Origin of the sequence: Cupriavidus basilensis, assembly GCF_000876015.1 — a bacterium.
Classification (GTDB): Bacteria; Pseudomonadota; Gammaproteobacteria; order Burkholderiales; family Burkholderiaceae; genus Cupriavidus; species Cupriavidus basilensis_B.
The window spans coordinates 14,779-30,116 of sequence record NZ_BBQM01000019.1 but is presented as its reverse complement, the minus strand read 5'-3'; the positions used below and the strand labels follow the sequence as shown (position 1 = coordinate 30,116).

At 69.5% G+C, this 15,338-nt stretch carries 13 protein-coding genes; 3 read left to right on the top strand and 10 right to left on the bottom strand.

Annotation, left to right across the window (positions count from 1 at the left end):
* Positions 1-216: 216 nt before the first annotated feature.
* Together KF708C_RS20440 and ompR are read right to left on the bottom strand one after the other, a co-directional pair.
* On the bottom strand, positions 217-1,566 hold the full coding sequence (locus KF708C_RS20440; RefSeq protein WP_020201247.1) for an ATP-binding protein: 1,350 nt from the start codon (positions 1,564-1,566) through the stop codon (positions 217-219).
* Between the two features lie 10 nt (positions 1,567-1,576).
* The gene (ompR, locus tag KF708C_RS20435) at positions 1,577-2,299 is read right to left on the bottom strand and encodes an osmolarity response regulator transcription factor OmpR (protein WP_006576352.1); all 723 of its coding nucleotides are present in this window, start codon (positions 2,297-2,299) and stop codon (positions 1,577-1,579) included.
* Positions 2,300-2,641: 342 nt separating this feature from the next.
* On the opposite strand from ompR, the gene KF708C_RS20430 reads away from it, so the two are divergent.
* Complete coding sequence (locus KF708C_RS20430; RefSeq protein ID WP_029043237.1) at positions 2,642-2,998, top strand: hypothetical protein; 357 nt, start codon at positions 2,642-2,644, stop codon at positions 2,996-2,998.
* A 102-nt stretch (positions 2,999-3,100) separates the two neighbouring features.
* Here KF708C_RS20430 and KF708C_RS20425 read toward each other — a convergent pair whose 3' ends face one another.
* Positions 3,101-4,384 (bottom strand): Zn-dependent hydrolase, encoded by a 1,284-nt coding sequence (locus KF708C_RS20425; protein ID WP_059413068.1) that lies wholly within the window; start codon positions 4,382-4,384, stop codon positions 3,101-3,103.
* Between the two features lie 165 nt (positions 4,385-4,549).
* Positions 4,550-5,386 (bottom strand): presqualene diphosphate synthase HpnD, encoded by an 837-nt coding sequence (gene hpnD / locus KF708C_RS20420; RefSeq protein WP_020201250.1) that lies wholly within the window; start codon positions 5,384-5,386, stop codon positions 4,550-4,552.
* 323 nt (positions 5,387-5,709) lie between these two features.
* Here hpnD and KF708C_RS20415 point away from each other — a divergent pair, with 323 nt between their 5' ends.
* Positions 5,710-6,918, top strand: a complete 1,209-nt coding sequence (locus tag KF708C_RS20415) for an efflux RND transporter periplasmic adaptor subunit (RefSeq protein ID WP_059413067.1) — start codon at positions 5,710-5,712, stop codon at positions 6,916-6,918.
* Positions 6,919-6,928: 10 nt separating this feature from the next.
* The gene (locus KF708C_RS20410; protein ID WP_059413066.1) at positions 6,929-10,039 is read left to right on the top strand and encodes an efflux RND transporter permease subunit; all 3,111 of its coding nucleotides are present in this window, start codon (positions 6,929-6,931) and stop codon (positions 10,037-10,039) included.
* 81 nt (positions 10,040-10,120) lie between these two features.
* Here KF708C_RS20410 and KF708C_RS20405 read toward each other — a convergent pair whose 3' ends face one another.
* From KF708C_RS20405 to KF708C_RS20385, 6 genes are all read right to left on the bottom strand, one after another.
* Complete coding sequence (locus KF708C_RS20405) at positions 10,121-10,558, bottom strand: hypothetical protein (protein ID WP_020201253.1); 438 nt, start codon at positions 10,556-10,558, stop codon at positions 10,121-10,123.
* Positions 10,552-11,154, bottom strand: a complete 603-nt coding sequence (locus KF708C_RS34760) for a peptidoglycan recognition protein family protein (RefSeq protein WP_081651316.1) — start codon at positions 11,152-11,154, stop codon at positions 10,552-10,554. The genes KF708C_RS20405 and KF708C_RS34760 overlap by 7 nt, the downstream gene beginning before the upstream one ends.
* Positions 11,155-11,486: 332 nt before the next feature.
* A complete protein-coding gene (locus KF708C_RS20400) occupies positions 11,487-11,897 on the bottom strand; it encodes a DUF3830 family protein (protein WP_059413065.1) in 411 nt (136 codons plus the stop codon).
* 121 nt (positions 11,898-12,018) lie between these two features.
* On the bottom strand, positions 12,019-13,209 hold the full coding sequence (locus KF708C_RS20395) for an amidase (RefSeq protein WP_059413064.1): 1,191 nt from the start codon (positions 13,207-13,209) through the stop codon (positions 12,019-12,021).
* 28 nt (positions 13,210-13,237) lie between these two features.
* Positions 13,238-14,218 carry an ABC transporter ATP-binding protein gene (locus KF708C_RS20390; RefSeq protein WP_020201256.1) on the bottom strand — a complete coding sequence of 327 codons (981 nt, stop codon included), beginning with the start codon at positions 14,216-14,218 and terminating at the stop codon, positions 13,238-13,240.
* A 60-nt stretch (positions 14,219-14,278) separates the two neighbouring features.
* On the bottom strand, positions 14,279-15,334 hold the full coding sequence (locus tag KF708C_RS20385) for an ABC transporter ATP-binding protein (RefSeq protein ID WP_059413063.1): 1,056 nt from the start codon (positions 15,332-15,334) through the stop codon (positions 14,279-14,281).
* Positions 15,335-15,338: the final 4 nt, after the last annotated feature.

Here is a 15,338-nt window from a genome sequence, read left to right as displayed (position 1 = left end):
GCGCTGTCAATCCGCTGTCAAAGGCCTTTCAAATTGATATCAGCGGCTGTCGAAAACCTGTCAGTCGCCGGCGCGGGTGTGGGGAGGGGCACTTGCGGCGGGTTTTCCGGGCGCAGGGCTGGGGCGGAAATGCGGAAGGCCATTTCGCGATGCCCGCGCGGGGCACGGCGAAATGGCCTTCGATGCGACGACGCCAGGATCCTCTTGAAACGGCTGCTAGGCGCGCCGGAAAAATGCGCTCACCACCAGCCCGGTCTCGGGCGGCGGCCGGTTGGCCAGCATCAGCCGGCCGCCGTTGCGCTGCAGGATGCGGTTGACGATCGACATCCCCAGCCCCGCGCCCTTGGCCTCGCTGCGCGCGCCGTCGAGCCGGTAGAACGGGCGCGTGAGCAGCGGCAGCTGCGCCTCGGGCACGCCGCTGCCGTTGTCGGCCACGGTCAGCACCGCTTCCTTGTCTTCGATGCGGGTGCTGATCTCGACCACCGCCACGCCGTTGTCCTCGGCCTTGGCGTAGCGCCGCGCGTTCTCCACGAGGTTGTCGAGGATGCGCTGCACTTCCATGCGGTTGGCCACCGCCATCACGGGCTCGCCCGCGCGCACGTGCACCTGCACGTCGTCGTGCGCGCCGTAGACGCCCACCGCGTCCTGCACCAGCGCCGACAGGTCGACCGGCTCCACCGTTTCCAGCGCGGGGCGGGCGTAGTTGAGGAACTGGCCGATGATCGCGTCCATCTGCTCGATGTCGGCGATCATGGCCTCGCGCGTGGCGTCGTCCACGGGCGACATCTCGGTCTCCAGCCGCAGCCGCGTGAGCGGCGTGCGCAGGTCGTGCGAGATGCCGGCCAGCATGACCACGCGGTCGTCGTCGAGCTGGCGCAGGTCGCGCACCATCTGGTTGAAGCTGTGGTTGGCCAGCGCCACTTCGCTGGCGCCGTGCTCGGGCAGCGTGGGCGGGTCGCCGCCGCCGCCGATGGCGCGCGCCGCGTTGGCCAGCCGCTTGAGCGGATGGTTGACCAGCGAGGTGATGAAGGCGGCGCCGATGATCGACAGCAGCAGCGCGGCGATGCTCCACCACAGCCACTGGATGCCGGGCACGCGCTCGAAGCGCTCGGGGCTGATCGCCACCCAGTAGTCGTCGCCCTCGATCTCGAAGCTGACCCACACGCCGGGAATGTCGTTGACGGTGGTGGCGATCACGGTGTCCTCGCCGAGCCGGCCGCGGATCTCCTGCTGCACCAGCTGGGTCAGGAACGGGTTGGTCGTGGGCCGGGAGAAATCGTCGTCCTTCTCGCGCGGGTAGACCTTGATGCCTTCGTTCTGCACCAGGTCGAGCAGCAGGAAGCGCCGCCGCGCGGGGTCGGAATAGAGCAGGGCGGCGCGCGTGAGCTTGACCACGCTGACCACCTGCATGGCGATCTGCTGGGCGCGCGGCGCGCGCTCGAACAGCCGGTAGCTCTGGAACCAGATACCGAGCGAAAGCGCCAGCAGGAGGGCGATCAGCATGAAGGTCCGCCAGAACAGCGAACCGAACAGGCGTGTGGCCGCGCGGCCGAGGGCGGTCGCCATGCGCGGCGCCTTACTTCACGCCATCGGGAATGAATACGTAGCCGAGCCCCCAGACGGTCTGGATGAACCTCGGGTTGCCCGGATCGGGTTCGATCAGCTTGCGCAGGCGCGAGATCTGCACGTCGAGGCTGCGGTCGAAGACTTCATATTCGCGCCCGCGCGCCATTTCCATGAGCTTCTCGCGCGACAGCGGCTGGCGCGGATGGCGGGCGAACACCTTGAGCACCGAGAATTCGCCGGTGGTCAGCGTGATCTCCTCGTCGTTCTTGGTCAGCGTGCGCGTGGCCAGGTTGAGCACGAAGTCGCCGAAGGCGAAGGTCTCCGGCGTTTCCGAAGGCGCGCCGGGCACCTCGGCCGGACCCTTGCGGCGCAGCACGGCGTGGATGCGGGCGATCAGCTCGCGCGGGTTGAACGGCTTGGGCAGGTAGTCGTCGGCGCCCATCTCGAGGCCGACGATGCGGTCCACGTCCTCGCCCTTGGCGGTGAGCATGATGATCGGGGTCTGGTCATTGGCCCCGCGCAGGCGGCGGCAGATCGACAGGCCATCCTCGCCGGGCATCATCAGGTCGAGGACCAGCAGGTCGAAACGCTCGCGCAGCCAGAGCTTGTTCATCGCGGTGGCGTTTTCCGCTACCAGTACCGTGAAGCCCTGTTCGCCAAGGTAGCGGCGCAGCAGGTCGCGCAGACGGGGATCGTCGTCCACGACGAGAATCTTGTGGCTGGTATTTTCCATGGCGGTATCTTAGCGACAATCGCTTTCGCTCAAAATGGCTTAACAAAAGGTTACATACTTTACCCCGTGGCATGGCGGCGCGCATCCGGCGTCCTTGTACACTGCCGCATACCGTTTCCGCAGCCGCGCCCGCGCGCGCTCATACCGCGGCTTTGCCGCGGCTTTGCCGCGGCTTGTACTGCGGCTCGCACCGCGGGTTTTGCCGCAGTTCGTGCCGCTTGCGCGGGTGTCGCCGTGCACGACCCCGGCAATACCGGAGGATGCGCGCGGCGGGGCAACGGGATCTCCTGCTTCCGGCAGGCCGGCCGGCCGCCGTTCCAGAAGCGAAAACCGCCATTATCAATGAAAGTTACCCGCAAGCGCGCCGGGATTTCTCTTTATCGTACCGGCGCGGCGGTGGCATTGCTGCTCGCCGCCGGCGCCGGCCATGCCCAGTCGCCGGGCATGGCGCATCTGCTGCAGAGTCCGGGGCGGGCCGCCGCGCCCAATCCCCCCGCCCGCGACGGCTTCGCGCGCAACGAGCGCGAGCGCTTCGGCCAGGACGAGGCGCGCGCCCGCGCCGGCAAGTACCGCGCCGAGCGCGATCTCAACGAACGGCTGTCGCGCGACCAGTCCAACGACAAGCTCTCGCCCGACGAGCGCCGCAAGCTGCGCCAGAACCTCTACGACCTCGGGCGGGAGATGTACCAGGGCGGCTGACGCCGCGCCCGCCGCATGCCCGCACCATGCCTGCGCGGGCTTGCCGGCCTTCCGGCGGGGCGTTGTGATTGGCATGCCTCTTACCGATCCGGCCCGCGGCGCCTAGCCGCGCGGCTGGAAATGCCGCAGGAAATCCACGAACGTTTCCGCCGCGAGCTGGGCATCGGCGGCGGTGATGGTCTCCAGCGGGTTGTGGCTGATGCCGCCGTTGCCGCAGCGCACGAACAGCATGGCCACGTCGGTGATGCGCTGCATCATCATGGCGTCGTGGCCGGCGCCCGAGGGCAGCTCGAACGCTTCCAGCCCGCGCTTTTTCAGCACCGCGCCGAACTGGTCCATCAGCCAGCGCGCGCACGGCGCGTTGTTGACCGGCGCCACGCGCTCCACCTCGGCGGCCAGGCCGCGCCGCGCGGCGATGGCCTCGATGCCGGCCAGGATGTCGGCGATGGCGGTTTCGCGGATGCCGTCCTCGCCGGCACGGATGTCCATCGAGAACACGCACTCGCCGGGAATGACGTTGCTCGACCCATTCGGCACCTGCAACTGGCCCACGGTGCCCACCAGCGTGGGCGCCTCGCCGCAGCGGCGCTCCACCAGCAGCACCATCTCGGCCGCGGCGGCGGCGGCGTCCTTGCGCATGGTCATCGGCGTGGTGCCGGCGTGGCTGGCCAGACCGCGCACGCGCACCTGGAAGCGGCTGCTGCCGGCGATCTGGGTGACGACGCCCAGCGGCAGTTCGTGGTGCAGCAGCACCGGGCCCTGTTCGATGTGGACCTCGACGAAGCCGTGCAGCGTGGCGGGATCGACCGCCGCGGCCCGCAGCGCGTCGAGGCTGCCCGCGCCCGGCAGGCCGGAGGCGGCCAGCGCCTCGCGCAGCGTCACGCCGTCGGCGTCGGCGCGCGCCAGCAGGGCCGGGTCGAAGCGGCCGGCCAGCACGCTGCTGGCCAGGAAACTGGTCTTGAAGCGCAGCCCTTCTTCCTCGGCGAAGGCGACCACGTCGAAGTGATAGGGCAGGCGGATGCCGGCCGCGTTGAGCGCGCCCGCCACCGCCACCGGCAGCAGGATGCCGAGCCGGCCGTCGTAGCGGCCGCCGTTGCGCACCGTATCGAAGTGCGAGCCGGTCATCAGCACGCGCGCCGCCTCGCCCGCGGCGGGGTCGGCGGCGTAGCGGCCGATCACGTTGCCGATGGCGTCGATGCGCACCGCCATGCCGGCCGCGCGCATCCACTCGGCCAGTTGCGCCTGCGCGGCGCGGTGGGCCGGGGTCAGGTAGGCGCAGGTCAGGCCGCCTTCCATGTCCGAGAAGCGGGCCAGCGCGTCGGCCTGGTCGAGGATGGTCTGGCCGAGCGGGGCGCCGGCTTGCGGGAGCGGAGTGGACTGGGTCATGGCAGGGAAGAAAAGCGTGCCAGCAGCGGCGCGCCCCCGGCGGGCGGGCGGCGCGAAGCGGGAATGGCGAAATGGGGGTGAAACCGGGATGATAACGCCGCGCGGCGCGCGCCCGGCGCGCTCAATTCTCGCGGCAAGCCATGCGCCTGGCGCGCCCGGCGCGCGTCAGCGGTTGCGCAGCCACGTCTTCCACGCGATCCACAGCTTGCGCATGGGCGTGAGCGAGATGCGCTGGTTCAGCACCTGGAAGTCGCTCGCCTCCAGCTCGTCGAGCAGCGCCTGGTGGATCGCGCCCATCACCAGCGCGGCGCGCTGGGCGCGGCGGTCGGCGCGCGGCAGCAGCGCCAGCGCCTCGCGGTGCAGCGCGCGGGCCTGCCCGGCGCGCTCGCGCATCAGCGCGGCGAAGCGCTCCGAATGCGTGCCGCGCGTGATCTCGGCCGCCGGCACCTGGAAGCGCTGCATGGTGTTGACGGGCAGGTAGATGCGCCCGCGCCGGGCGTCCTCGCCCACGTCGCGCAGGATGTCGACCAGCCGCAGCGACAGGCCGAGCTTTTCGGCGAATGCCAGCGTGCTGGGGTCCTGGCAGCCCAGCAGGCGCGCGCTCATGGTGCCGACCACGCCGCCCACGTGATGGCAATAGCGGGCCAGCGCGATGTCGTCGAGGTAGCGCGACTGGGCGAGGTCCATCTCCATGCCTTCGAGCACTTCGCCGAACATCGCCTGCGTCAGCCCGGCGGCCTGCGCGTGGGGCTGGAGCGCCTTCGTGACCGGATGGCTGGGCGCGCCCATGAACATCTGGCCGATCTCGTTGCGCCACCAGGCCAGTTGCTGGTGCGCCACGCTGGCGTCCTGGGTGTCGTCGACGGCATCGCCGATCTCACGGCACCAGGCGTGCAGCGCCGTCATCGCCTGGCGCTGCGCGGGCGGCAGGAACAGGAAGCTGTAATAGAGGCTGGAGCCGCTGCGGGCGGCTTTGTCTTGGCAATACTGATCGGGCGTCACGCCGGTCTCGGTCGGTGAAGTGGGGGCATCCGCGCCGGACGGCGGGGCCGCCCGGGGAACGCGGCGGATTGTAGCACCGCGCCCGCGCCGGCCCGCATGCGCCGGGCGCGCCGCTGCGACAATCCGCCGCGCTTGCCGCCATCGCCTGCCGGTGGTGTCCGGGACGGTCGGCAAGCGCCGCCGCGGGCGCTTTAGAGGGCTTCCCCCACGGAGCGCCGTTTGACGCATTCGGGTCCACCCCGCTATATTGCTGACCGGCGGGTTATTAATTGCCCCGCCGGCTCTCGCTGTGCCCGCAGTCCCACCGATCTCACGCTCAATTCATGCCAGTGCCTTGCCCCAGGCCGGACGTCGCGGCCGCCAAAGTGCTTTCTTCCTCGCTTTCCGCGCCCGCCGGCCGAGTCGGCCGAGCCGCCCGGAGCGCGCGCGGCCTGGCTGCCTGCCTGGCCGCGGCTGGCCTGCTGTCGGTGCTGGCGGCCTGCAGCCCCAAGCCGGAGCCGGCCCCGGAAGTCCGCCCGGTGCGCCTGATGCGCCTGCAGGCGGGCGCCGGCAAGACCGATTTCGAGTTCTCCGGCGACGTGCGGCCCCGCATCGAGTCGCGCCTGGGCTTCCGCGTGGGCGGCAAGATCGCCGCCCGGCTGGTCGACGTGGGCGCCACGGTGCGCAAGGGCCAGCCGCTGGCCCGGCTCGACCCGACCGACCTGGGCCTGGCCGAGGCCGGCTCGCGCGCGCAGTTCGACGCCGCCCGGACCGACCGCGACCTCGCCGAGGCCGATCTCAAGCGCTACAACGACCTGTTCGCCAAGGGCTTCATCAGCGCCGCCGAGCAGCAGCGCCGCCAGGCCACCTTCGACTCCGCCGTGTCGCGCCTGCGCCAGGCCGAGGCCGGCCTGCGCAACCAGTCCAACCAGACCGCCTATGCCGTGCTGCCCGCCGATGCCGACGGCGTGGTCACGGCCATCGACGCCGAGGTCGGCCAGGTGGTCACGCCCGGACAGCCGGTGGTGCGCGTGGCGCAGACCGCCGAGAAGGAAGTGGCCGTGGGGCTGCCCGAAGACCAGGTCGAGCGCCTGCGCGGCATCTCGGACGTGACGGTGCGCACCTGGGCCGAGCCGGGCCGCCCGCTGCCGGGCCGCGTGCGCGAGATCGCGCCGATGGCCGACCCGGTCACGCGCACCTACGCCGCGCGCGTCAGCGTGCCCAACCCGCCGGCCGACTTCAAGTTCGGCATGACCGCGGTGGTGACGTTTACGCGCACCGGCGACAGCGCCGCGCTGCGCGTGCCGCTGTCCGCGCTGCTGCAACAGGGCGGCGGCAACCAGGTCTGGATCTACGAGGCCGCCGCTAACGCGGTGGCCGGCACCGTGCGGCCGGTCAGCGTGACGCTGGGCGAGCCGCAGGGCAACGAGGTGCAGGTCACGCGGGGGCTGGCGCCGGGGCAGACCATCGTCACGGCCGGCGTGCACCTGCTCAAGCCCGGCCAGAAGGTGAAGCCGCTGCCGTCGGTGGCGCCCGCCACCGCGCGCAACTGAGGCGCGCGGCATGGAACATTCCCGCTTCAACCTCTCGCGCTGGGCGCTCGAGCACCAGCCGCTGACGCGCTACCTGCTGGTGGTGCTGCTGCTGGGCGGCCTGTTCGCCTACTTTCAGCTCGGCCAGGACGAAGACCCGCCGTTCACGTTCCGCGTGATGGTGGTGCAGGCCTACTGGCCCGGCGCCACCGCCGAGCAGATCGCCGTGCAGGTCACCGACAAGATCGAGCGCCAGCTGCAGGAAGTGCCCTACGCCGACAAGATCCGCAGCTTCTCCAAGCCCGGCGAGACCACGGTGATCTTCCAGCTCAAGGACACCTCGCCGGCCAAAGAGACCGCGCAGATCTGGTACACCGTGCGCAAGAAGGTCGGCGACATCGCGCAGACGCTGCCGGCCGGCGTGCGCGGGCCGTTCTTCAACGACGAGTTCGGCGACGTGTACGGCTCGATCTACGCGCTGTCCGCCGACGGCTTCAACTACAAGGAACTGCGCGAGTACGCCGACCTGGTGCGCCAGCAGCTGCTGCGCGTGCCCGCGGTGGCCAAGGTGGCGCTGATCGGGCTGCAGGACGAGAAGATCTTCATCGAGTTCAACCAGGCCCGCTTCGCCCAGCTCGGGCTCGACATCAACGCCATCGCCGACCAGATCTCGCAGCAGAACAGCATGAACGCCAGCGGCGTGCTGGTGACGCCCGGCGACAACCTGCAGGTGCGCCTGTCGGGCCAGTTCGCCGACGTGGCCGACCTGGAGAACCTGGTGCTGCGCGGGCCCAGCGGCATCGCCAACATCCGCCTCGGCGACATCGCCCACGTCTACCGCGGCTACGTGGACCCGCCGCAGAGCAAGATGCGCTTCCAGGGCAAGGAAGTGATTGGCCTCGGCATCTCGATGGAGAAGGGCGGCGACATCATCGCGCTGGGCAAGAACCTGCGCGCGGCGATGGACGGCCTGCGCGGGCAGCTGCCGGTCGGCATCGAGCTCGATCAGGTGCAGAACCAGCCCGAGGCGGTGGAACGCTCGGTGGGCGAGTTCGTGCACGTGCTGATCGAGGCGGTGGTGATCGTGCTGGGCGTGAGCTTCGTCTCGCTCGGCCTGCACACCCGGCCGCTGCGCCTGGACGCGCGGCCCGGGCTGGTGGTGGCGCTGACCATCCCGCTGGTGCTGGCCGTGACCTTCCTGTTCATGAACCTGTTCGGCATCGGCCTGCACAAGATCTCGCTCGGCGCGCTGATCGTGGCGCTCGGGCTGCTGGTGGACGACGCCATCATCGCGGTGGAGATGATGGTGCGCAAGCTGGAGGAAGGCTTCTCCAAGATGGAGGCCGCCACCTTCGCCTACACCTCCACCGCCATGCCGATGCTGACCGGCACGCTGATCACCGCCGCCGGCTTCCTGCCGGTGGGGCTGGCGCGCTCGACGGTGGGCGAATACACCTTCGCCATCTTCGCCGTGACGGCGCTGGCGCTGGTGCTGTCGTGGCTGGCCGCGGTCTATTTCACGCCCTACCTGGGCTACCTGCTGCTCAAGGCCCGCCCGGCCGGCGAGGGCGCCCAGCACGAGGTCTTCGACACGCCGTTCTACAACCGCTTCCGGCGGCTGGTGCACTGGTGCGTGACCTGGCGCAAGAGCGTGATCGCGGTCACGCTGGTGGCTTTCGGCCTCGGCCTCTATGCCTTCAAGTTCGTCGAGAAGCAGTTCTTCCCCGACTCCAGCCGCCCCGAGCTGATGGTGGAATTGTGGCTGCCCGAAGGCAGCAGCTTCGCCCAGACCGAGGCCGAGACCCGGCGCTTCGAGCGCGCGCTGCGCGACGACCGCGAAATCGCCAGCCTGGCCAGCTTCGTCGGCACCGGCGCGCCACGCTTCTACCTGCCGCTCGACCAGATCTTCCCGCAGAGCAACGTGGCGCAGGTGATCGTGCTGCCGGCCGACGTGGCCCTGCGCGAGCGCGTGCGCCAGCGCGTGACCGATCTGCTGGCCAGCGATTTCCCGCACCTGCGCGGGCGTGTCAAGCTGCTGCCCAACGGCCCGCCCGTGGCCTATCCGGTGCAGTTCCGCGTGATCGGCCCCGAAGCGGCCGGCGTGCGCAAGCTGGCCGATGAGGTCAAGGCGGTGATGAGCGCCAACCCCAACACGCTGGGCGTCAACGACAACTGGAACGAGAGCGTCAAGGTGCTGCGCCTGGACATAGACCAGGACAAGGCGCGCGCGCTCGGCGTGAGCAGCACCGCCATCGCGCGCGTGACCCAGACCGTGCTCACCGGCGTGGCGGTCGGCCAGTACCGCGACGGCGACAAGCTGATCGACATCCTGATGCGCGCCCCGCGCAACGAGCGCGACGCCATGTCCGACCTGCAGAACGTGCAGGTGCCCACCGCCAGCGGCCGCGTGGTGCCGCTGACCCAGGTGGCGCGCATCGCGTTCCGCTCCGAGCCCGGCGTGGTCTGGCGCGAGAACCGCGACTTCGGCGTGACCGTGCAGTCCGACGTGGTCGAAGGCATCCAGGGCCCCACCGTGACCGCGCAGATCAATCCCAGGCTCGACGCGCTGCGCGCGCAATTGCCGCCCGGCTACCGCATCACGGTCGCCGGCGCCGAGGAAGAAAGCGGCAAGGCCGGCGCCTCCATCGCGGCGCAGCTGCCGCTGTGCATCTTCATCATCTTCACGCTGCTGATGCTGCAATTGCACAGCTTCTCGCGCGCGCTGATGGTGTTCCTGAGCGGCCCGCTCGGCCTGATCGGCGCCGCCGCCACGCTGCTGCTGCTGCGCGCGCCGATGGGCTTCGTCGCCCAGCTCGGCATCACCGCGCTGCTCGGCATGATCATCCGCAACTCGGTGATCCTGGTCGATCAGATCGAGCAGGACATCCGCGGCGGCGCGCCGGCCTGGGAAGCCATCGTCGAATCGGCGGTGCGCCGCTGCCGCCCCATCATCCTGACCGCGGCGGCCGCCGTGCTGGCCATGATCCCGCTCTCGCGCTCGGCCTTCTGGGGCCCGATGGCGGTGGCCATCATGGGCGGCCTGATCGTCGCCACGGCGCTCACGCTGCTGTTCCTGCCGGCGCTGTACGCGGCGTGGTTCAGGGTGAAGGCGCCGGAGGCGGGGGCGGTGGTGGCGCGCTGATGCAGCCGGCAGGGCCGCGCAAGCCTGCGCGGCCCTGTTTCGTGCCGGGACGGGGACTATTCGCCCGGGACTATTCCCCCGTCACCGGAACGGCTTGAAATGGCACGTGGGGCAATAGAGCGACACGCCGGGCTCGCCCTCGATGACCAGATTGCCCGACCGATACTGCGTGACACTCCACGTGCCCCGTTTCCCGTCCTTGAACGACACCTCGCCGGCGGCCGAGCACGGCGACCAGTCGACGGCGTGAAGCGCATCCTGCTGACTGATCTCTCTTGCGCCAGTCAGGAAGCGGCGCACCGTGCGCGCGGTGACGACGAAATCCTTGCAGGTGGAGTCGGCATCGGTGGCCAGCGGCGAGCGCCGCGCATTCTCCGTGATCGTGACCGACCGGATCTGCGGCAGGTGGATGAGGCAGGTGCGCGGTTCGAACTCGGTTGCGGGGACGCATTCGGTCTTGGCGAGAGCGTTGGGAATGATGGCGCTCGCCGCGGCCAGGAAGACCAGGATTCTCACCATTGCGCGGTGCTCGCTTCCGTGTGATTCTTTCGGGAAATGTCGGGATGCCTGAACACTTCCTGGGCCGATATTCCCAAGGTCTGCGACAGGTTCCGTATCAGCCATTGAAGTGCTTCGTTTTGCGACGGTGTCACTGTCTCGTACACTTTCTTGTGGTCAGGTACGAGATTGCCTCGAGGGAGCGCTTCTCCCACAAGTTCTATGCCGATCGCGTCTTCGTTTGACGGGAAGCGATCCGGTGCGGTCTTTTTCTTTTCCTTGGCGTGTTCTGCCGCTGGATTGAATGCCTTCAAGGACTTGATTTCGGCGGGACTGCATCGATGTTCAGCCAGGCACCTGGCCTTGAGTCTGCCAACATGGGCTGTCTTGCGGTAGACCGATGCCGTCTGATAGATGGTTCCGTCCTTGTCAATCAGGAAGTGGGCGCCATTGGCCGATGCGTTGGCATAGCTATGAAAGGTGGAGTCAGCCGAGCTGCTGCCGGTCTGATGAACAACGATGCCCACGATCGAGGACATCTGGCCACGTTCGATGGATTTCTGTATGCGTCCAAGTACACGTCCGTCGACGATTTCACCATTTTCCGAAATTATCATGCCAATTCTCTCATCCGAAAGCAGGCCATTTGCGAATGCGCAAGCAAGCTGAACCAGGAAATAGTCTCGCTATGGCCGGTTATATCAGGGATTCAGGATTTCACATTCCCGAGGAAATGCTTTGCGTAGGCTAGCAAAGGGAAAATGGAGATTGTTGGGGAAGTTTCAGAAAGATGGGAATTGAATGGTTATTAATGTATCGAGCGCCCGGTTAATTTGGTACGGGTCCGATAAATTGACTCGAATAGGCAGGCGTACGCTGACTACGCACGAATGATTGCTTGCGAATCGACTGCAAGTTTTGACGTTACGCCTGCCTGGCGTTTGTTGTCTTACATCGCCTCGAACACCACATCCTGCGCGCCTTCCCACAGCACCTTGGTGCCGAGCGCGCGCAGGTTTTCCTTGCCTTCGACGATGGTCAGGAAGTGGTTGCCGGCGAGCTGGCCCATCTTGCTGGCGAAGCAGCAGCTGCCGTAGGCGAGGATGATCTCGGTCTCGCTGTAGCCGCCCGGGTAGAACAGGATGTCGCCCACGGAGGGGTGGCTGGTGTGGTTCTCGAAGCCCACGCCGAGCTTGAACTCGCCCAGCGGAATCCAGCAGCCTTCGCCGCTCCAGCGCACGTGGATCAGCTTCTGGCGATAGGGCAGCAGCTTGGTGAAGGCGGCTACGGTGAGCGGGGCGTCGGGATTGGTCTCGGCGACGAACTGGTAGCCGCCGGCGGTGATGCGGATACGGGCCATTGAGGCTCTCCTGGTCTGGTCGGAACTGGTCGAAAGAAAACGGGGATAAAACGCACGGGCAGAAACGCGCGCGCCGCCGGGCTGGCCGGCGGCGCGCGCGCATGCTGGCGAGAGGCGTAGCTTAGCCCAGCGCCTCGAGGAGGTGTTCCGCGAAGGCGATCAGGCTGCGGTCGCTGCCGGCCGGGCCCATCAGCGAGAGGCCGAGCGGCGCGCCGTCGCGGCCGGACAGCGGCAGGCTCATCTGCGGGAAGCCGGTGAGCGGCGCCAGGCAGAGGATCTGGGACGAGCGGTTGCGGTAGTCCTCGAGCGTGTCGTCGTCGGCGCCGGACAGCGGGGCGATGTCGGGCATGGTCGGCATCAGCAGCACGCCGTCCTCGCCGAGCAGCGCGCCGACGTGCGCGGTGACGGCGCGGCGGATCGCCGTGGAGGCTTCGAACTGCCCGGCGGTGACGCTCTTGGAGAAGGCGAAGCGGCCGGCCACGTCGGGGCCGAGATGCAGGCCGTATTGCTCGATCAGTTCGCCGTCGGCCTGCCAGGCTTCCCAGCCCTGCACGTAGCGGAAGGCCCACCAGATGTCGAGCAGCGGTTGGTTCATCACCGTGACCGGCGCGGCCTTGCCGAGCGCGGACTCGATGCGGCCGACCACCGGCAGCAGCGCGTCCAGCGCGGGCGCGGTGGGCAGGCGGAACAGGTCTTCGGCCAGCAGCAGGCGCGGCGCGGCCGGCAGCGCGCGCGCATCGGCGCCGAGCAGCACGTCGGCCACGCGCGAGAAGGTGGCGATGTCGCGCGCGAAGAAGCCGCAGGTGTCGAGGCTCTCGGCCAGCGGCAGGGTGCGCTCGAGCGAGACGCGGCCGTGCGAGGGGCGGATGCCGAACAGGCCGCAATGGCTGGCCGGCGCGCGCACCGAGCCGCCGGTGTCGCTGCCGAGCGCGAAGTCGCACAGCTTGTTGGACACCGCCGAGGCGGAGCCGGACGACGAGCCGCCGGTGATGCGCCCGGGCGCGGCGCCGTTGACCGGCGAGCCGTAGTGGGCGTTCTTGCCGTTCATCGAGAAGGCGAGCTCGTCGGTGTGGGTCTTGCCGACGAAGGTGGCGCCGGCGTCGAGCAGGCACTGCACCGCGGGCGCGGTGGCGGTCTTGATGCCGGACCGCGCCAGCACGTGCGGATTGCCGCCGCCGGTGGGATAGCCCGCCACGTCGAACAGGTCCTTGGCGGCGAAGGTCAGGCCGTGGAGCGGGCCGGACGACGCGCTGGAGACGGCGGCGACGGGGTAGGGCATGAAGGCACGGGCGGGGTGGGTAGCCAGGGACATGGGGTTGGGCTTCCTAACGTTGGGGTGTTCAGGCGGCGGCTTCGGCAACGGCCGGTTCGGATGCGAGGATACAGCTCACGCGGTGTCCCTGCCCGAGATCGGTGGTGGCGGGCACCTGCGCCAGGCAGGCCGGGCGCGCGTGCGGGCAGCGCGGCGCGAAGGTGCAGCCGGGCGGCAGCGCGGCGAGGTCGGGCGGCGAGCCGGCGATGGTCTGCAGCCGCTGGCCGCGGTCCATGCCGTGCTGGCGGCTTTGCAGCAGCGCGATGGTGTACGGATGGCGCGCGGCGCGCAGCAGCGTGCGGATCGGGCCTTCCTCGACGATGCGCCCGCCGTACATCACCGCCACGCGGTCGGCGATCTCCACCGCCGCGCCGATGTCGTGCGTGACGAACACGATCGACAGGCCGAGCTCGCGCTGCAGTTCGCGCAGCAGGATCAGCACCTGGATCTGCACGGTGGCGTCGAGCGCGGTGGTGGGCTCGTCGGCCAGCAGCACCTTGGGGCTGGCCGACAGCGCCAGCGCGATCATGGCGCGCTGGCGCATGCCGCCCGACATTTCGTGCGGGTAGGCCGCCAGGCGCCGCTCGGGGCTGGGAATGCGCACCGACTCCAGCGCGCGCAGCGCGCGCTGGCGCGCCTCGCTGGCGGACACGCTGGCATGGGTGCGGATGCACTCGATGATCTGCTGGCCGACGGTGTAGACCGGGTCCAGCGCCAGCAGCGGCTCCTGGAACACCATCGCCACGGTGCCGCCGCGCAGGCGCTGCAGCGCGCGCGCGTCGAGCGCCATGACGTCGGCGCCGTCGATGCGGATGGCGCCTTCCATGCGGGTGCGGCGCGGCGGGTGCAGGCGCATGAGCGCGCGCAGCGTCACGCTCTTGCCCGAGCCGGATTCGCCGATCAGGGCCAGCGCCTCGCCGGGCGCCACGTCGAGCGAGACGCCGTTGACGGCGCGGATGGTCTTGCCGCCGCCGGAGAAGGTCACGCGCAGGTCGCGCACCGATACCATCGGGGCGGCGGCTTGCGCTTCGGCGTGGTTGTCTTGTGGGGTGGTCACGGTAAGCCTCGCTCAGGTCGTTGCGGCCAGCTGGCGGCTGTGGCCGCCGTCCGCATGGGCCATCAGGCAGGCCACGGGATGCCCGGCCAGCGCGTCCGACAGCGCCGGCGCGCGGCGCGCGCAGACCGCCTCGGCCATCGCGCAGCGCGGGTGGAAGCTGCAGCCGGACGGCGGGTTGATCGGGTTGGGCGGGTCGCCCGCCAGCGGCGCGACCAGGGTGCGGTGGTCCGGGTCGGTGGCCGGCATCGAGGCCAGCAGCGCGCGCGTGTACGGATGGGCGGGATTGGCGTAGAGCGTCTCGGTGTCGCCCACCTCCACCACCTTGCCCAGGTACATCACCATCACGCGGTCGCACAGGTAGCGGATCACGTTGAGGTCGTGGCTGATGAAGACGTAGGTGAGGTCGAATTCCGCCTTGAGCTCCAGCAGCAGGTTCAGCACCTGGGCCTCGACCGACTTGTCGAGCGCGGACACGGCTTCGTCCAGGATCACCAGGCGCGGGCGCAGCACCAGCGCGCGCGCGATGTTCACGCGCTGGCGCTGCCCGCCCGACAGTTCATGCGGATAGCGCCCGGCGAAGCGCGCCGGCTCCAGGCCCACGCGGTCGAGCAGCGCGCGCGCCCGCGCGCTGGCCTCGGCCGCGCCGATGCCGTGCACGCGCGCGGTGAAGGCGATCGATTCCTCGATGGTCAGGCGCGGGTTGAGCGAGGAATAGCTGTCCTGGAACACCATCTGCACCTGGCTGCGGAAGCGCTTCATCGGCAACTGCGCCGAGCCCACGCCCTGGGCGTCGAAGATCAGCTCGCCGCTGTCCTGCTCGATCAGCTGCATCAGCAGGCGCGCGGTGGTGGACTTGCCGCAGCCCGACTCGCCCACCACGCCGAGCGTCTCGCCCTTGCGCACCTCGAAGCCGACGCCGTCGACGGCGCGCACCACGCCGGCGCGGCGCCCGGGGATCTTCGACTTGAGCGGGAAGTGCTTGACCAGGTCGCGGGCGATTACCAGCGGCTGGGCCGGGCCGCCCACGTCGGGGTTGCGCAGGGCTTCGGGCAATGTGGTATCGGTCATGGCG